Consider the following 17,810-nt stretch of genomic DNA (forward strand, 5'->3'; position numbering starts at 1 on the left):
AGGGATTGCCATTTTGAGCTCATAAGTTTGCCATTGTCTCAAACGGAGGACTTCAGCTGCCAAAGCCCAATACTTGGGACGTTGACTAATTCAATTTGCTTGAAAGGTTGGGCTGGGAGCAGACATTCACTGTGGATGCGAAATCCAGATGCGAATCTTGGAAAGCAGTCATTCAGATTAGAGTTTCTTCCACCCGAAGCATTAGTTGCACCAACTTTGATTGCCAGAGATTGCCATACCGTCTGAACACGGTTCGGTTGAGGCTGCGGTCTCAATGCAAAACCAAGAAATGTGAGTAGCGCGTTGTCAAAAGATGATTTCCCAACACCTTTTGAGTTTATGCAAACGACCGTACGCGTCGAAAAGCCATGGCAGAGAACGCCGACAAATATTTTCCCACGAGCAATGACCGAATGTTCAATGACAATGCACAGTTCTTTAAATCGGCAGATGACGCGTCGGAGTACCTTTGCGAGGCAGATTTTGCTGTTCTGGAATTACGCCTTAGAACACACTTCACCACCAGAGACAGCGACTGGCTTTTGCGAGGAGCATGAATTTCTTGGAATGGCCTATTCGGACGTTCGTCATACCATTGCCATGCTGCAGTTGCAGCCCTCTCTCCTGACATTCGCTGCGCCTGCGGGATCAGAAACTTATTGAACTCATAGATTGCTCAAAAGTCTCGACGTATTGGCGACAACATTATGAGACCAAGGCGCCTTGCTTAATTTGCAAAGACTTCCAATTGGTTGAGTCGGTGGAAAATGCACTCAATGTGATTGCTGGATTTTCAACAGCATTACGTTACCTTGGTTTCGACGAGAGCACAGACGAAACTCTTCTGGAGGATGTAATTTGTCAGTAAGGCTATTAGTCACCGCAGTGATTTTGAACTTTGGTCTGAACCCTTCTGTTGTCATTGCGCAGGACAGCCAAACGAAGCCTAAGGTGACCGTGACGTCGGCAGAGATGAAACAGGTATCTTTGACCGAAGTGTTCACTGGCCGGATTGAGGCGTTGGATCGTGTCGACCTGATCGCGCGCGTACCTGGATTTGTGAAGTCCATTAATTTCAAGGACGGCTCAAGCGTTAAAGCGGCGGATGTCCTGATCGAGATCGAACCGGATTCCTACGAGGCGACCGTCACGGAAATTCAAGGACAAATCCAAGCGGCACAAGCGGGAAAGAAAATTGCCGATATCGAGCTTGATCGACAGCAAAAGCTATACGCCAAAGGCGACACACCTCAGGCTGTCGTTCAGAAAGCGGAAGCGCAGCAAGGTGAGGCGGATGGGCATGTGCTGGAACTACAGGGCAGCCTCCAAAACGCTCAGCTTGACCTGTCTTATACAAAGATAACCGCGCCCTTTGATGGCAGGATCGGACTGACGGACTTGTCCGTGGGCGCATTCGTCAGCCCAGAGGGTGGAACCCTGTTGTCGCTGTCCAGCATCGATCCCATCAATGTAACCTTTCCGGTAACCGAAGCCGAACTGCTTGAGTTTCGCGCCCGCCGTGCCAAGGCGTCGGACTCTGAACCGCTGAAACTGCAGCTGATTCTTGCCGATGGCACGACATACGGTGAAACAGGCAGCATTGAAGTGGCTGACACGCAGGTGCAGTCGGGCACGGATACCGTTCTGGTCCGGGGGTCTTTTCCTAATGCGGATGGGTCACTCATTGATAATCAGCTGGTGCGGGTTCTTGTCACAGATCCCACGCAGGACAAATCGCTGGTGATCCCCGCCAAGGCTTTGCAAAAAGATCAGTCGGGTTACTTTGTCTTCACAGTCGGAAGCGACGACAAGGTTGAAAAGAAGCCGATTCAATTGGGACGGACCGAAGGGGCCGAAGCCGTCATTTCGAGCGGTCTGACCGAAGGGGACCAGGTTGTCACCGACGGCGTTCAGCGCGTTCATGCGGGCGTCGAGGTCAGTATCTCCACACCCCAGAGCACATCGTCAGCCACCAGCGGAAACTGATCCTATGATCTCGCAACTGTTTATCCGCCGCCCCAGATTTGCAATTGTCATCTCGGTGGTGATTACGCTGGCCGGGTTGATTTCCATTACACAGCTACCGGTGGAGCAACTGCCCGACATTGTCCCGCCGCAGGTTCAGGTTACTACCAGTTACCCTGGGGCCGGGGCTGAAGTTGTCGAGTCGACCGTTGCCCAGATCATCGAAGAACAGGTGATCGGGGTCAGTGACATGCTGTATATGGAATCGACGAGCGGTTCGGATGGCAGCTATAACCTGCAGGTCACTTTCGAGCCTGGAACGGACCCCGATATAAACGCCGTCAATGTGCAGAACCGTGTTAGCCTGGCCATGTCCGCATTGCCTGAAGAGGTCACACGCGCAGGCGTCAACACCAAAAAGAAGTCCTCGGCTCTGTTGCAGGTCGTGGCCATTACGTCGGACGACCCGAAGAACGACGAATTGTTTCTGTCGAATTTTGCGACAATCAACGTTCTGGACAGCATCAAAAGATCACCCGGGGTAGGGGATGCGACGCTGTTCGGGGCGCTTGATTACTCCATGCGCATCTGGCTCGACATCGACAAGATGACCAGTCTTTCGGTGACCGTCGACGATGTGATTGCCGCGCTGAATGCGCAAAACGTTCAGGCAGCGGTGGGGCGCGTCGGTGCGCAGCCGATGACAAATGACCCGACTTTTCAGCTGAGTATTCAGACGCAAGGCCGGTTGAGCACCGTCGCAGAGTTCGAAGAGATTGTCGTGCGGGCTCGTCCAGACGGCTCATTCGTTCTGATCAGTGATATCGCACGAGTAGATCTTGGGGCAAAGACCCGGGATTCCTTTTCTTCTTTTGACAATAAGCCAGCCGCAATGATCGGTGTCTACCTTGAGCCGGGCGCGAATGCCCTGGACACATCAGAGGCCATAAAAAAGGCGCTGACTGGATTGCAGAGCGCCTTTCCCGATGGGGTTAACTGGAGTGTGCCCTACAACTCGGTGACTTTCGTCCGCGCCAGTATCGATGAAGTTGTGAAAACTCTGGTGCAAGCGTTTGCCCTGGTGGTGATCGTGGTCTTCTTGTTTCTGGGCAACCTGCGGATGGCGCTGATCCCGCTGATCGCGGTTCCGGTATCGCTTGTTGGCGCACTGGCGTTCATTTTGGCATTGGGTTTTTCGCTCAATACCGTCTCGCTGCTGGCGCTGGTACTTGCGATCGGCATCGTCGTGGACGATGCGATCGTGGTGATCGAAAACGTCGAAAAGGTAATGGGCGAAAACCCTGAGATGACCGTGGCCGAAGCCACCGGCGAGGCAATGAAACAGATTACGGCCCCCATTTTGGCCATAACCTGTGTGCTGCTGTCGGTGTTTGTACCGGTTGCATTCATTCCCGGCATTACGGGAACGATGTTCCAACAATTCGCTGTGGCTGTTTCCTTTTCAATGCTTATTTCTGCTTTGAACGCCCTGACACTCAGCCCGGCCCTGTGCGCGGTGCTGCTGCGCCGTGAGAGCGCCCCCAAGCGTGGACCGCTGGCCTGGATATCGCGCCGTATAGACAACGCGCGCGATGGCTATGCCTATGCGGTCTCAATCCTCGCCCGACGGACAATCCTGGCTATTTTACTGCTCGGTTTTGCACTTTTTGGCGCAGGATGGCTGTTTAAGACCACACCTTCCGGGTTTCTTCCCGTCGAAGATCAAGGGGCCTATTTCGTTGAAGTCGCGCTACCCGAAGGCGCCTCGATCAATCGCACATCCAAAGTGATGGAGGACGTTTCGACCATCATCAAATCCGCGCCGGGCGTGCAGGATGTCATGACAGTCACAGGCTTCAGCTTTGTCGACGGCCTGAATAAGTCGAACAGTGGGTTTGGCATCGCGATCATGCAACCGTTTGAAGATCGAACCGATCCCGCCTTATCCGTAAGATCCTCGATCCGGCATGTCCGGCGCGAGTTTGCCGGTTTGGAAGACGCCATTGCCTTTCCTTTCAATCTGCCCCCGATCCTTGGTCTGGGCACTGGCGCCGGGTTCGAGTTCGAGCTTTTGGACTTGCATGGCGACAGCGTTTCAGATCTTGGTGCAACTGCGGCGGGGTTCGTCACAACCGCCAACGCCGACCCACGGTTGTCGGGCGTTTACACGACATTCTCTGCGCAGTCGCCAAAACTGAATCTCGATCTCGATCGTAAAAGGCTGCAGACGCTTGGCGTGGATGTCGACGACCTGTTCCGGGCCATGCAGGTCACTTTGGGCGGGTATCACGTGAATGACATGAACCTGTTCGGTCGGACGTGGCAGGTCAACTTACAAGCAGATGAGAAATACCGGGCCAATGTCGGAGATATTGCTCGTATTCATGTCCGAAATCACGACGGAGATATGGTGCCAGTGCGCGCCGTGGCGAAGGTAGAACTCATTCTGGGTCCGCAATTGCTCGCCCGCTACAATAATTTTCGGGCCGTCACCATAAACGGTGGACCGTCTCCGGGCGTATCAATGGGCGAGGCCATCGCGGCGATGGAAGAAATTGCAGCCCAGACTCTGCCAGAAGGCTACAGCTACGATTGGACCGGAACCGCGCAGCAAGAGATTGAGGCCGCCGGAAAGACACCTATTGTTCTGGGGCTTGCTTTGCTGTTCGCATATCTCTTCCTTGTTGCGCTTTACGAGAGTTGGACGATACCGCTTGCGGTCCTTTTCTCGGTCACCTTTGCGGTGTGCGGCGCGTTGGGTGCGCTACTGTTGCTGGGTCTCCAGAACAACCTCTACGCCCAGATCGGATTGGTGGTCCTGATAGCGCTTGCCGCCAAAAATGCAATTTTGATCGTCGAATTCGCAATGGATCGGTACCGGCAAGGTCTGAACGCCGTGGATGCAGCCATTCAGGGCGCCCGTGCGCGTTTCCGCGCGGTCATGATGACCAGCTTTGCATTTATTGCCGGACTCTACCCGCTGATTGTGGCCGACGGTGCCTCTATGCTCGCCCGCAGAGGTGTAGGTACGCCGGTTTTCGGAGGGATGATCGCAGCTGCTCTTGTGGGCATATTTGTCATCCCGCCCCTTTACATCATCGCGCAACGGTTCAGGGAGAAAGTACATGGCAAAATGAATGAGGGAGGTGGCGAAAACGCTGTTTAGAACGTTCAGAAAAGCAGGATTTAGCAATCCGAGTTACGGCTGAGCCCTTTTTTAAAAACCAAGTTCTCATGCGGCTCTTTTCATCATTATGTATTATTCAAAATAACTTTTATATCGAATTTAACACCCGATCACACGGCCGAAAAGAAACATTCACCAGCCAATTCGTATGCTACGGTCGCAGCCCACATTGCCGACATTCATCGACAACGCTGCATCAGATCAATCATCAACGTGCAACTCGCGGAGCTTCTAGACTTTTGAAATTCAGAGAGCGCTGTCGCAGCATGTTTTCATATGCGGTAGACACAAAGCGATGTCGATGCTCGCGTTGTAAATTTGGTCATTCAGTACTTCGACTTTTTCAGAATCAAGACTGCACTTTCTTTGCAACCGCGATCAATGACACAATCCGGGACAAACCCACCATCTGAGTGTATTTGTCGCCGTACAATTCGATCCAAAACAATCAACGCAAATCTGTGTCACGCTGCTCAAGGTCCAGAACAGCATTGAATTCATTCTCCGGGTCCATCCAGGCAACTAGGATCGCGCCTTCGTCGATGTCGTATATGCGGATTTCTGCTGGGGTCACATGGATAATGCGCTCATTCCCTAAGAATGCGCCTCCATGGGTATCTCCGAACACGACGCGGATCATCCGGGACCCTGGAGCAAACATGCGCAGATACGGATCCGCGGGCTTGCCCATGTTCAAAACCTCTGCCTTGCTACGAACCCAAGTTTCGCCAGCAATACGCTGCTCAGGACTTCGCAAAGCCGAGACTGCGCCTTCTGCAACAGAAGCGACGGCTGCTGACAGCATGATCGCACCAATTGCCATCTGGGCTGCACCTGCGTTTGTCCCGCTGTAGTTCGTCCAGGCAGCAAGGCGCATCAAGCGCCGCTGCGGGTGATAGAGCACGTCGACCATGTCGCCGACCTCGACCGCGTTCCAAAGGTCTATCGGAGCAACTTCTTTTAGGGAAAATGCGCGCGGGTCATCCAAAAGTTGGAAGCGCAAAAAGTGACGTTTCGAAGGTTTCGTGCGTTTCCGTTCGTCGCGACCAACGTGGCCCTTCTTGACCCACTTGTCGGTCACACGCGCCTGCCCAGGTCGACCGGCTCGCTTCAAATATGTCGAATTCAGATAGTGCCGATAACCCTGCGCGGTGATGACCAATCCTACTATGCCGAGCGCAACCATCCCAAGAAATGGAAGCCAATTGAAGAGAATGTCAGCTACTGGATCTCCGGGTCGATGTATTTCTTGGATCATGCGACTGTCTCCTGCGGTGGCGCGGCCATTAGAAGGTTGCCGGGCTGGTGTAGTCTGGAATGTAGCTAGAAAATGCCACTTCTGAACATGTCCCGGGAGTTAACCTCATATCTATAGGCCAGGTGTGGGCTGAGATCGCTAAAAAACGGAAAATAAAGCTATTACTGGATGTTCATTCACTAGGTCGGGGGCATTGGTTTTCTCCCTGTGCCCGCCCACACGTTTCTAGCGAAGATGGGGGTCATGGTCCTTCGCAGACCAGCGGAAAGACCCCGACCTCCGGGATCTTGAGCGTGCCAACGGTGATTTGGTCGTCGCCTTCAACAGCCGTTATCAGCCGCACTGATGCAATAATGCGGTCAAACTCAGGATCGGCGAAATCCAGCAATGTGTGCGTGTTCTCCGCAGCCCCCTGTGCCAAAACAAGGGGCAGCGCACCTTCTATCTCTGTCATGCTCCAGTCCTGTCCATCCGCGTGGATAATCGCGCTGACAATCGCAAGGCCGGGTACGGATCCGAAGCCAAATGCTACCGCAACGCCTGACTCATCAGGCGCTTCGCAGGACACAAGAAACGTTGCCAAAGAAGGGCTTGCAATGACGCTTGCCACAAGCGCGAGTACGATTGTTCGTATAATGGTTGGTTCCTCCGTTTGCAGCCCATTTCACAGCCTATGACGTTTCGGTCTTAACATGAAACGCCAATGCACTGCCGTGTTTTTGGCACTTTTGTGACATTGGCGATTGGTGGCAGTTCAAGTGAATGCCTACTCGTGTCGGATCCCAATGCGAAACAAGTGCCATGCGCATTAGTTTACAGAATACAAAAAGTATTTGCGCAATACAGGGCTGCCCAAAAGCGCATTAGAAATGATGAACACTTGGCCGATTTCGGAAGAGGTGATTTCACCAATGCGTTTGCGCGCAATCAGATGGGGTTACGTTAATCCGGCATGCCAACTAGTCCTGAGGATCGCAAGTGAATGGAATTGTCACGTGCGCTAGGGAATCATTGGTTCTTCGATTCGAAAAATCGGGGTTCAGAATACCGATTCCTTTGGTACTGCACCCTAAGAACAACGCTCAGAACCTTCGCAAGTGCAGAAACTGGGTGATATCTGGCTCGTAGCACGCTTTTTAGTTTGTCTGCGTCCAAGCCTGTGTCATGACGCAAATTCTCGGGTTATCCACAATTATCTCCCGCCGGATATCAACAGTTTATCCCCGTCTAATTTTCATGCTGCAGTGCTATTTTCTTGCCCGAACAGGGTCCTGATGCAAAAGTCTGGATACGGCTTCTGATCTTCGGAACAGGGGCTGGACGCAAAGGCCAAGGGGGCCACGGCGACAAAGGCAGGTTTTAGGATTTGTTCTTGGTTGCAATGGTTTACCGGTAGTGGATCAGATAAACTGGGCTTCGGTTCGGATTAGGTGGTCGGCTTCTCAGAAGGTCTGCGCGGGCTGCGACGCGACATAGCGCGTGTGGCAGTCGCCAATGCCTCTTCGGGGGCAGAGGCAACTGGATCGGGACGCCCCTCGGGCGGTTCGAACCGGCAAGGCGTCAGGAGTGTCCGTAAGGATGCATGCAAAGACCGCGTCTGAGCACCTGGCGCCTTTTCCTTTTTTAGAACTTAAGGTTCATACAGGCTACCACGCACAAACCTCCGGAACGGAACGGGGTTCTTTTGCTTGCGCAAAAGAACCCCGTAGAAGTGTCAGAAATGCAATGCCGCGTCTATGCACCTGTGCGGACGACACTAAGCCTGTTGTTTGGGTCTGGCAACTACATATTGCGGATTAGGCGTTGCTAAACCGCAACATCCCGTCGCAATCAGATGTTTTCCTGAACGTCCTCAGCCGCGTTCTGGATAGCATCGCCTGCATTTTCGATGTCTTTGCCCGCACCCTTTGCGGTTTCGCAAGCGGTAAGTGTGAATAGGGCCAGGCCAATTAGAATTGCTCGGATCATCGATTGCTCCATAAGTGATTGTTTCGAATTGGGTAGCAGCTTTTATGTATCAGAGCCACAGATTTTAAAGGCTCCTTCGCTTACATCGCTCGTATGGCGAACGGCGCGTAAATACGACCTCAAGACTACGGAGAAGGCCTTGGGCCCGTTTCCAGTTACACCTTGGATTTTAGCCAGATTTACAGGGATTAGCCTGCTTCCGGACTACAGAAGAGCTCGTACACCACCTCAAGTATCCGCGCGGGTCTTTCGTCCGCTAATCGGTAGTAGATTGTCTTGCCCTCCCGTCTGGGAACGACAAGCCCCTCCAATCTGAGGCGTGACAATTGCTGTGAGACCGCCGCCTGCCGGGCCGACAGGAGCCGCTCTAATTCGGTCACGGATTTCTCGCCGGAAACAAGGTGGCACAGGATCATCAAACGCCCTTCGTGGCTGATCGCCTTGAGGAAATTCGACGCGCGAGTTGCGTTCTCAACCATCCGCTCAAGTTCGGTCTGTGACATATCTTCGGTCATCTGCGGCAGAGCCATGATCGTATTCCTTGGTTATATTCGCCCAATTTCGCGATTGTCTGAAGTTACTAGGTTGAAAGTGCGATTGGTACAAGTTCTAGTCATGTATTGCTATATGTACGGATCAAAATAACGTGATGTTATGTGGGGTCTTCAAGTCGGTTGATCATGTCCCTCGCGGAGGGGTTTCGGAAGCTGATGGAATTCTTCGGAACGCTCAGCCCCCCTTGCAGCCCCCCAACAGCAGCACTAAGACTCGGGTAACTCTTCTTCGGGTAAAGTCCCGATCCATCGCAAAGCAGGCAGGTTCCGAATGTTCGATCCAGTTGAAACATATATGAACACTCTCGTCCCCATGGTCGTCGAGCAGACCAGCCGGGGCGAACGCGCGTATGATATTTTCTCGCGCCTTCTGAAAGAGCGAATTATTTTCATCAACGGACCGATCCACGATGGAATGAGCCATCTGGTCGTCGCTCAGCTGCTGCATCTCGAGGCGGAAAACCCGAACAAGGAAATCTCGATTTACATCAATTCGCCCGGTGGCGTGGTCACCAGCGGTTTGTCGATTTACGACACAATGCAGTATATCAAGCCGAAATGTTCTACATTGGTGATCGGTCAGGCGGCTTCGATGGGGTCCGTTCTTTTGGCTGGTGGCGAGAAGGGAATGCGGTTTTCTCTGCCCAACAGCCGGATCATGGTGCATCAGCCCAGCGGTGGATATCAGGGTCAAGCCAGCGACATTATGATTCACGCAGCAGAGACCCAAAAGCTGAAGGATCGCCTGTATGATATCTATGTTCGCCATACGGGTCAGACAAAAAAGGCGGTTGAAAAGGCTCTGGATCGCGACAATTTCATGAACCCGGAAGAGGCCAAGGAGTGGGGTCACATCGACGAGATCGTCGAGAACCGCGCCAAAATGGACGGCGACGACGCCTAGGTTCAAATCCGCGCGCGTCAGGCGTGAGGATTGATTTTGAGATTGTAGCTGCCAGAGGGCTGGCCTAAGCTGCAGGCATATACGGCAAGCGCGGCCCCGAGACGGGGGCTGCTGAGACGGAGCCCGAGGGGTAAAGCATGGCGACGAATTCAGGCGGTGACGGCAAGAACACGCTCTATTGCAGCTTTTGCGGCAAAAGCCAGCATGAGGTGCGTAAGCTGATCGCAGGCCCGACCGTGTTCATCTGCGACGAATGTGTCGAACTGTGCATGGATATCATCCGTGAAGAGACCAAGGCCAGCGGCCTAAAATCCTCGGACGGCGTGCCAACGCCCAAGGATATCTGCGAAGTGTTGGATGATTATGTGATCGGTCAGGCCACCGCCAAGCGGGTTCTGTCGGTTGCGGTACACAACCACTACAAGCGCCTGAATCACGCCCAGAAAGCGGGCAGTGATATCGAGCTTGCCAAATCCAACATCCTGTTGATCGGTCCCACCGGTTGCGGAAAGACCTTGCTGGCGCAAACGCTGGCACGGATTCTGGACGTGCCCTTTACGATGGCGGACGCAACCACGCTGACCGAAGCGGGTTACGTGGGTGAGGATGTCGAAAACATCATCCTCAAGCTGCTGCAAGCCAGCGAATACAATGTCGAACGCGCACAACGCGGCATCGTCTATATTGACGAGGTCGACAAGATCACTCGCAAGTCCGAGAATCCATCGATCACTCGCGATGTCTCGGGTGAGGGCGTCCAGCAGGCGCTGCTGAAGCTGATGGAAGGCACCGTGGCCAGCGTTCCGCCGCAGGGTGGCCGTAAGCATCCTCAGCAGGAATTCTTGCAGGTGGATACCACAAATATCCTGTTTATCTGTGGTGGTGCCTTTGCAGGCCTCGACAAGATTATTGCGCAACGTGGCAAAGGCTCGGCTATGGGCTTTGGGGCTGATGTCCGCGACAATGACGAACGCGGTGTGGGCGAGATCTTCAAGGATCTTGAACCCGAGGATCTGCTGAAGTTTGGCCTGATCCCTGAATTTGTTGGCCGTCTGCCGGTTCTGGCAACGCTCGAAGATCTGGACGAAGATGCTCTGGTCACTATCCTGACCAGCCCGAAAAACGCTCTGGTCAAGCAATACCAGCGCCTGTTCGAGCTGGAAGATGCCGATCTGGCCTTCACCGATGATGCGCTGAAAGCCATCGCCAAGAAGGCTATTGAACGCAAAACCGGCGCACGTGGCTTGCGCTCGATCCTCGAAGATATCCTGCTGGATACGATGTTCGAGCTGCCGGGCATGAAGAATGTGACCGAAGTTGTGGTCAACGAAGAGGCGGTGACGTCAGAGTCGCAACCGCTGATCATCTACGCTGACACAGCTGAATCTGCTTCCGCTGGTTGAGCCGAGGCTGATTGCCCGCGGCACTGGTTAGGGGGCTCTGCCCCCGTCGCCATTGGGCGACTTCCCCGAAGTATTTATAGCCAGATGAAGCAGGGGTCCGCTCTTCATCTGGCTATAGATACTTCGGAGCGCGAGGCAGAGCCTCGCATTGAATCGGCTTTGAGGTCATTGAGGCAATATTAGTAGGCAAGCATGGCAATCAAACGGATATCTTCTGGCGGCGAATTCGAGGCCAAGGCTGGCTATTGCCGCGCAGTTGTCACTAGAGGCTGGGTTCATGTCGCGGGGACTGTAGGTCAGGGGGACACGGTGGTTGACCAATGTCGCTCAGCTCTGTCGATTATCGAAAATGCGCTTATTGAGGCTGGCTCATCATTCTCAGACGTTGTGCGCGTCACATATATGTTGCCGGATCGCACCGAGTTCGAGCCTTGCTGGCCTGTTTTGGCCGAGAGGTTTGGCGCGAACCCTCCTGCAGCCACGATGATTGAATGCGGGTTGATCGATCCGAAATATCGGATTGAAATTGAGGTTACCGCTATTCTGCCGGAATGACGCAGGCGAGCCCGGTGGCACTGGACCTCAGCGTGCCTTTGGTCCATATCTTCGGGGACAGAAATGCCGGAGGCAGCCGATGGGAATCCTGAACAGTCTATTGCGGGCCGTGACCTGGTGGAACGGAGCCACCCTGAACACGCAGTTCTACACTGCGCGCAAAGGGATCAAGGTCGGTGAAGACGATGAAGGCAACGTGTTCTATCGTAACGCAGACGACAGCAAACGTTGGGTGATCTTCAATGGTGAGGCCGAGGCCAGCCGGATTGACCCTGATTGGCATGGATGGCTGCATCGCACTTGGGATGAACCGCCAACCGACAAACCTCTGGCCCACAAATCCTGGGAGAAACCGCATCAGGAAAATCTGACGGGAACCGCGCTGGCCTATGCTCCAGCAGGGTCGCTGCGGCGTGCTGATCCGGTAGAGCGCTCGGATTACGAGGCGTGGAGCCCGGAATAAGCAATGTCAGCTCATACCAAGACCGAAGTTATTGTCGGCGGTGCCGTGCTGGCCTGCGCCATTGCTTTTGGCGTCTATGCCAGCCAGTCCACTGGCCTGTCCCAGTCCAGCGCAGGATACGAGTTGGGCGCGTCTTTTCGTTCTCTTGAAGGTGTCGGCGTTGGAACCGATGTGCGCCTAGCCGGTGTGAAAATCGGTACAGTAACGGGCGTTACATTGAATTCTGACACCTACCGTGCCGATACACAATTTTCCGTGGCGGATGGCATTCTGATCCCGGATGACAGCGCAGTTGTGATTTCCTCAGAAGGTTTGCTGGGAGGCAATTTTGTTGAGGTGATGCCCGGCGGCTCTCCGTTCTATTTTGAGCCGGGTGATGAGATCGAGGACACGCAGGGCGCGGTCAGCCTGATCTCATTGTTGGTCAAGTTTGTGGCAGGGGACGGCAGCGAATGATCCGTGCGGCCCTCGCTGCGCTGCTGGTCACCGCGACTGCTGCGGCTGCACAGCAAAAGGTAGAATCCGGTCCGGGCGCCATGCTGCGCGGGCTGGATAAGGTTAGTGGGCAGACCTTGGATATCGAGGTTCAGAACGGACAGACGGCGACCGTGTTCGGGTTGGACGTTGCACTGGGCGATTGCCGCTACCCGGCTGACAACCCCACGGGCGATGCATTTGCCTATCTGACAATTTGGGAACAGGGCAAGGCGCAGCAGCTATTTGATGGCTGGATGATCGCGACTTCGCCCGCGCTGAACGCGCTGGACCATGCGCGTTACGATGTCTGGGTGATCCGCTGTATCACACCCTGAGGCGTCTGCCGCAGGTCAGTGGTGAAATCTGCTTTTAGATCAATCGCTTGTTGCAACTCGCTGTGATAAACTGCACGCGGGATTTCGATCGCGCCCAATGAGGCCAGATGCGCGGTCAGAAACTGCGTATCGAATAGCGTGAACCCGGTTTGGCGCAACCGATCCACCAGATAGGCAAGTGCGATCTTCGATGCGTCCGTGCGGCGCGAAAACATGCTTTCGCCAAAAAAGGCTGCGCCCAGAACCACACCATAAACCCCGCCAATCAGAGAAGCATCCTCCCAGACTTCGAGGGAATGCGCGCGGCCGGCCCGATGTAGTTCCTGATACAGGCGGCGCAGTTCAGGATTGATCCAGGTTTCCGATCGGTCGGCGCAGCCATCCACCACGCCCGCAAAATCGCGATTGATGCTTATCGTGAACCCACACGTCCGCAAGCGACGCGCCAGACTGCGTGAGATGTGAAAGCCATCCAGCGGGAACACGCCGCGAATCTTCGGATCGACCCAGAACAGCTCGGGGTCATCGCGGTGCTCGGCCATCGGAAAGATGCCGATGGAGTAGCCATGCAGCAGAAGTTCAGGGGAAAGGCTCATGCTGGGTGCCCCGGGACCAAAGGGCCGTAGCCCTCTGCTCCCGTTTTCTTATTGGGCCATGTTCTCCGCAAGCCAGTGCTCCAGCCAGTGGATGTTGTAGTCACCGCTATGCAGGTCAGGTTCCTGTAACAGCGCATGAAACAGCGGCACGGTAGTGTCGATGCCGTCGACGATTAGCTCTCCCAACGCGCGTTCCAGACGGGCCAATGCTTCAGCCCGGTCGCGGCCTTGCACGATCAGCTTGGCGATCAGCGAGTCGTAATACGGCGGGATCGAGTAGCCATCATAGAGCGCCGAATCCATCCGCACGCCCAGACCACCCGGCGCGTGATAGGCTGTGATCTTGCCGGGGCAAGGCGAGAAGTTCGGCAGTTTTTCCGCGTTGATACGAACCTCAATGGCGTGGCCGTTGATCTCCAAATCGTCCTGACCGAACGACATGTCCTCACCAGCGGCGACAAGGATCTGCTCGCGCACCAGATCGACGCCAAAGATGCCTTCAGTCACCGGATGTTCCACCTGCAGACGGGTATTCATCTCGATGAAGTAGAACTCGCCATTCTCATAGAGGAACTCGATGGTACCAGCGCCGATATAGTTGATCTTTGCCACCGCGTCGGCGCAAACCTTACCGATCTTGGCGCGTTCTTCCGGGGTGATGCATGGGCCGGGGGCCTCTTCGAACACTTTCTGGTGGCGACGCTGCAGCGAGCAGTCGCGCTCGCCCAGATGAACCGCCTTGCCCTTGCCGTCGCCGAAAACTTGAATCTCGATGTGGCGCGGCGTCGTCAGGTATTTCTCGATATAGACCTCGTCATTGCCAAAGGCTGCTTTGCCTTCGGCGCGCGCGGTCATGAAGGCGCTTTCCATCTCATCTGCGGTCATCGCGACTTTCATGCCGCGACCGCCGCCACCGGCGGTGGCTTTGATGATGACGGGATAGCCGAACTCTTCGCCGATGCGCTTGGCATCTTCCAAGGTGGGAACGCCGCCATCGGAGCCGGGAACGCAAGGCACGCCCAGTTCCTTCATCGTGTCCTTGGCGGTGATCTTGTCACCCATGACGCGAATATGTTCTGCGGTGGGGCCGATGAAGGTGATGCCGTGATCTTCGACGATCTGCACGAACTCGGCATTTTCGGAGAGGAAGCCATAGCCGGGATGGATCGCCTGCGCGCCGGTGATTTCACAGGCCGAGATGATCGCGGGCACGGACAGATAGCTTTGCGGGCTGGGCGGGGGGCCGATGCAGACCGATTCGTCGGCCATACGCACATGCATCGCGTCGCTGTCGGCGGTGGAATGGACGGCAACCGTCTTGATCCCCATCTCGCGCGCAGCACGGATCACACGCAGGGCGATCTCGCCTCGGTTGGCAATCAGGATTTTGTCGAACATGAGCCCGCCTTACTCAACGATGACCAGAGGTGTACCGAATTCCACAGCATCGCCATCACCGACCAGAATGCGCTTGATGGTGCCCGATTTGGGCGCGTGGATGTGGTTCATGGTCTTCATGGCTTCGACGATCAGCAGTGTGTCGCCTTCCGAGACGGAGGCACCGACCGAGATAAACGAGGGCGCACCGGGCTCGGGCTGCATGTAAACGGTGCCGACCATGGGAGAGGTCACAGCTCCGGGGTGGCTTGCGGGATCATCCACTGCGGCAGGTGCCTCGGCAGCGGCAGGAGCGGCGGCGGCAGCAGGGGCAGCAGCGGGTGCAGCCGCAGGAACCGCAACCTGAACCGGAGCGGCCACGGTTTGCGACATACGGCTGACACGCACATTCAGGCTGTCGTCATCGCCATATTCGCGTTTGACCTGCAATTCGGTCAGGTCATTCTCGCGCAGCAGTTCGGCCAGTGCCTTGATAAACGCGACATCCGCTTCGTGTTTGGTATCTGTCATGAGTGTCCTCGAAGGTTCCCCTATGGCCCGTCTGTTCCCTGCGGGCTTGGTCTGATTACGCAGGGTTATAAGCTATGCAGACGCCCATGAAAAGCGTCGACTGAGCCCGTTAAATAGGGGTTTTCGCGTCAAGTTCGAGGGGCGCTGCAATTACAGCGGCGTCCCTGACAGTTTCGCTACCAGTTCGGGCAGCTTTCGAGCGCCATATTTCTCTAGAAGACGAGCGCGATAGGCCTCGATTGTGCGATAACTCAGCCCCAATTCAACGCCGATTTCTTTTGCAGACAGGCCGCGGCAGGACAGGATGGCGACTTCGCGTTCGCGGGTGGTCAATTGCACAAGCGGGCGTTCTTCCGAGATATCCGAAAAGCTCCATATCCCGTGACGAAACGGATCGTCGGGCGTAAGGGACCGCCCTCGTGCACGGCACCAAAACAGGTCCCCGTCGCGCCTCCGCATAACTCGTTCATCCGTATAGTACCCGGTGTCGCGCATCACTTGCAGGCTGCGTGCTCCAATCCGCTCCCAGTCGGCAACCGAGGGATAAAGATGTAGCAAGGGCATGTTGCGGTAATCAGCTTCATCCCCGCCAAAGGTCCGCGCAAATTGCAGATTGCACCGCCGGATGATCCGGTTCTCAAGCTCAACAAGGCCGATTGGGGCGTATTCGAAGGCGGGATCGCTCATGTCCTTATGGTGACGGGTATTGCGTTGAATTAGAAGAGCAGGTGGCGGGAAAGGGTGGGTTTCTTTCTGTTGTCGCTGTCAAAGTTGTAAATCTTCTTTGATAATTCTTCGCCAAGGGTTAAAAATCATGCAGTTATTCTGCAAATCTGTTTGCAGTCGTCAAGGATACAAACATGATGCGAGATACCCTTACCGGCAGCCGGATACGCGAAAGGCGGCAAATCTCGGGGTTGCGACAGGCGGAACTGGCGCGGCAGGTGGGGATTTCGGCATCGTATCTGAACCTGATCGAACACAATCGCCGCCGCATTGGTGGCAAGCTTCTGGTCGATATTGCGGCGGCTTTGTCAGTGGAACCATCGCTGCTGACGCAAGGGATAGAAGATACGCTCATCTCAGCCCTGCGCGAGGCGGCGGCAGATGCGGTTGGTCAAAAGGCCGAGGTTGACGGGCTCGAAGAATTTGCCGGGCGTTTTCCTGGCTGGTCCGGTGTTCTGGCGCAGATGCATCGCCGCGTAGTGACATTGGAACGTACAGTCGAAACCCTTTCGGATCGTTTGACCCATGACCCACATCTGGCCGCTTCGATGCATGAGGTGCTGTCGACCGCTGCCGCCATCCGCTCAACCGCCGCGATTCTGGCCGAACCCGGAGAGATCGAGGCCGAATGGCGCGACCGCTTCCATCGCAATCTGCATCAGGATGCCGAGCGGCTGGCCGAAAGCTCCAAAGCGCTTGTGGCCTATCTTGATGACAGTGACGGGCAACGCGATCTGCGTGGCATCCCCCTTGATGCGGTCGAGGCCTTTTTTGCTGAACAGGGATATCATTTCCCGGAACTCGAAGCCGGAGGGAAATTAACCGATGTGCTGCTGGATGGACTCGAGTCCTCCGCCGCCAACGCCGTGGCCTCGGGCTTGCTGGAACTTTACGCAGCCGATGCGCTGGCCATGCCGTTGGATCAGGTGCGCTCCGCGCTTGATGCATCAGATCCTGACCCGCTGGCCCTCGCGGCAGCATTTTCGCTGGATTTGGTTACGGTGCTGCGACGGTTGGCCTTTCTGCCCGAAGGCACGCTGGCACGTCCTGCAGGGCTGGTGATCTGCGACGCCTCGGGCGGCGTTCTTTTCTATAAGCCTGCGCCGGGCTTTGCCCTGCCGCGCCATGGCGAGGCGTGCCCGCTCTGGCCTTTGTTCACGGCGCTAAACCGTCCTCTGGTGCCGATCCGCAAGCGCGTCGTGCAGCTTGGCCGCACCGCCGCCCAGTTTGAATGTTTCGCCATCGCCTCCCCCCAACCGGCCGAGGAGTTCGGAGCCGAGCCGGTCTACCGTTCGGTCATGTTGGTGCTGCCGGTTGAAGACACCGTGCGGCCGACGGAGAACGCGGCGCAAGTCGGGGTCAGTTGTCGGATTTGCCCCAAACGAGATTGCGGCGCACGTCGGGAACCGTCGATCTTGAGCGAAGGGTTTTGACAGTTTCGTGACGCTGCGCTTAAGCTGGTCTGGACAGGTGGCCGGACGTGCAACCGGTCCTGGGGAGGAAGTACAAAT

The 17,810-nt window shown here is 55.4% G+C and carries 18 protein-coding genes; 10 read left to right on the forward strand and 8 right to left on the reverse strand.

The annotated features are described in order from the left end of the window. The first annotated feature begins 303 nt into the window (after nt 1-303). The 3 genes from ACR0DU_RS07635 to ACR0DU_RS07645 all read left to right on the forward strand — a co-directional run bounded on the left by ACR0DU_RS07635 (nt 304) and on the right by ACR0DU_RS07645 (nt 5,131). The gene (locus tag ACR0DU_RS07635) at nt 304-663 is read left to right on the forward strand and encodes a hypothetical protein (protein WP_480873425.1); all 360 of its coding nucleotides are present in this window, start codon (nt 304-306) and stop codon (nt 661-663) included. 195 nt (nt 664-858) lie between these two features. Further along, entirely contained in the window at nt 859-1,986 is a 1,128-nt protein-coding gene (locus tag ACR0DU_RS07640; protein ID WP_480873426.1) for an efflux RND transporter periplasmic adaptor subunit, read from the forward strand. Between the two features lie 4 nt (nt 1,987-1,990). Then, a complete protein-coding gene (locus ACR0DU_RS07645; protein ID WP_480873428.1) occupies nt 1,991-5,131 on the forward strand; it encodes an efflux RND transporter permease subunit in 3,141 nt (1,046 codons plus the stop codon). A 469-nt stretch (nt 5,132-5,600) separates the two neighbouring features. Here ACR0DU_RS07645 and ACR0DU_RS07650 read toward each other — a convergent pair whose 3' ends face one another. The 4 genes from ACR0DU_RS07650 to ACR0DU_RS07665 all read right to left on the reverse strand — a co-directional run bounded on the left by ACR0DU_RS07650 (nt 5,601) and on the right by ACR0DU_RS07665 (nt 8,908). Further along, nucleotides 5,601-6,410 (reverse strand): hypothetical protein, encoded by an 810-nt coding sequence (locus ACR0DU_RS07650; RefSeq protein WP_480873431.1) that lies wholly within the window; start codon nt 6,408-6,410, stop codon nt 5,601-5,603. Nucleotides 6,411-6,651: 241 nt separating this feature from the next. Beyond that, nucleotides 6,652-6,993 (reverse strand): hypothetical protein, encoded by a 342-nt coding sequence (locus ACR0DU_RS07655; RefSeq protein WP_480873433.1) that lies wholly within the window; start codon nt 6,991-6,993, stop codon nt 6,652-6,654. Nucleotides 6,994-8,240: 1,247 nt separating this feature from the next. Further along, nucleotides 8,241-8,378 carry an entericidin A/B family lipoprotein gene (locus ACR0DU_RS07660; protein WP_010443271.1) on the reverse strand — a complete coding sequence of 46 codons (138 nt, stop codon included), beginning with the start codon at nt 8,376-8,378 and terminating at the stop codon, nt 8,241-8,243. Nucleotides 8,379-8,566: 188 nt separating this feature from the next. Further along, nucleotides 8,567-8,908 (reverse strand): ArsR/SmtB family transcription factor, encoded by a 342-nt coding sequence (locus ACR0DU_RS07665; protein ID WP_480456298.1) that lies wholly within the window; start codon nt 8,906-8,908, stop codon nt 8,567-8,569. A 295-nt stretch (nt 8,909-9,203) separates the two neighbouring features. Here ACR0DU_RS07665 and ACR0DU_RS07670 point away from each other — a divergent pair, with 295 nt between their 5' ends. The 6 genes from ACR0DU_RS07670 (at nt 9,204) to ACR0DU_RS07695 (ending at nt 13,069) form a co-directional block, all read left to right on the forward strand. Further along, entirely contained in the window at nt 9,204-9,836 is a 633-nt protein-coding gene (locus ACR0DU_RS07670) for an ATP-dependent Clp protease proteolytic subunit (RefSeq protein ID WP_480873435.1), read from the forward strand. Between the two features lie 137 nt (nt 9,837-9,973). Further along, nucleotides 9,974-11,239 carry an ATP-dependent Clp protease ATP-binding subunit ClpX gene (gene clpX / locus ACR0DU_RS07675; RefSeq protein WP_170685905.1) on the forward strand — a complete coding sequence of 422 codons (1,266 nt, stop codon included), beginning with the start codon at nt 9,974-9,976 and terminating at the stop codon, nt 11,237-11,239. A 192-nt stretch (nt 11,240-11,431) separates the two neighbouring features. Beyond that, entirely contained in the window at nt 11,432-11,794 is a 363-nt protein-coding gene (locus ACR0DU_RS07680) for a RidA family protein (RefSeq protein WP_480656060.1), read from the forward strand. Nucleotides 11,795-11,873: 79 nt separating this feature from the next. After that, on the forward strand, nt 11,874-12,257 hold the full coding sequence (locus ACR0DU_RS07685) for an NADH:ubiquinone oxidoreductase subunit NDUFA12 (protein ID WP_010443266.1): 384 nt from the start codon (nt 11,874-11,876) through the stop codon (nt 12,255-12,257). Nucleotides 12,258-12,260: 3 nt separating this feature from the next. Beyond that, complete coding sequence (gene mlaD, locus ACR0DU_RS07690; protein WP_010443265.1) at nt 12,261-12,713, forward strand: outer membrane lipid asymmetry maintenance protein MlaD; 453 nt, start codon at nt 12,261-12,263, stop codon at nt 12,711-12,713. After that, the gene (locus tag ACR0DU_RS07695) at nt 12,710-13,069 is read left to right on the forward strand and encodes a DUF2155 domain-containing protein (protein WP_010443264.1); all 360 of its coding nucleotides are present in this window, start codon (nt 12,710-12,712) and stop codon (nt 13,067-13,069) included. The genes mlaD and ACR0DU_RS07695 overlap by 4 nt, the downstream gene beginning before the upstream one ends. Here ACR0DU_RS07695 and aat read toward each other — a convergent pair. The 4 genes from aat to ACR0DU_RS07715 all read right to left on the reverse strand — a co-directional run bounded on the left by aat (nt 13,033) and on the right by ACR0DU_RS07715 (nt 16,260). Continuing rightward, entirely contained in the window at nt 13,033-13,665 is a 633-nt protein-coding gene (aat, locus tag ACR0DU_RS07700; RefSeq protein WP_480873438.1) for a leucyl/phenylalanyl-tRNA--protein transferase, read from the reverse strand. The two genes, ACR0DU_RS07695 and aat, sit on opposite strands and share 37 nt — an antisense overlap. Nucleotides 13,666-13,713: 48 nt before the next feature. Further along, a complete protein-coding gene (accC, locus tag ACR0DU_RS07705) occupies nt 13,714-15,063 on the reverse strand; it encodes an acetyl-CoA carboxylase biotin carboxylase subunit (protein WP_039534085.1) in 1,350 nt (449 codons plus the stop codon). Nucleotides 15,064-15,072: 9 nt separating this feature from the next. After that, the gene (accB, locus tag ACR0DU_RS07710) at nt 15,073-15,573 is read right to left on the reverse strand and encodes an acetyl-CoA carboxylase biotin carboxyl carrier protein (RefSeq protein WP_170589361.1); all 501 of its coding nucleotides are present in this window, start codon (nt 15,571-15,573) and stop codon (nt 15,073-15,075) included. A 150-nt stretch (nt 15,574-15,723) separates the two neighbouring features. After that, nucleotides 15,724-16,260 (reverse strand): helix-turn-helix domain-containing protein, encoded by a 537-nt coding sequence (locus tag ACR0DU_RS07715; RefSeq protein WP_010443260.1) that lies wholly within the window; start codon nt 16,258-16,260, stop codon nt 15,724-15,726. Nucleotides 16,261-16,433: 173 nt separating this feature from the next. On the opposite strand from ACR0DU_RS07715, the gene ACR0DU_RS07720 reads away from it, so the two are divergent. Then, entirely contained in the window at nt 16,434-17,732 is a 1,299-nt protein-coding gene (locus ACR0DU_RS07720) for a short-chain fatty acyl-CoA regulator family protein (protein WP_480873441.1), read from the forward strand. The last annotated feature ends 78 nt before the right edge of the window (nt 17,733-17,810 follow it).

Source organism: Ruegeria sp. G2 (genome assembly GCF_056533505.1).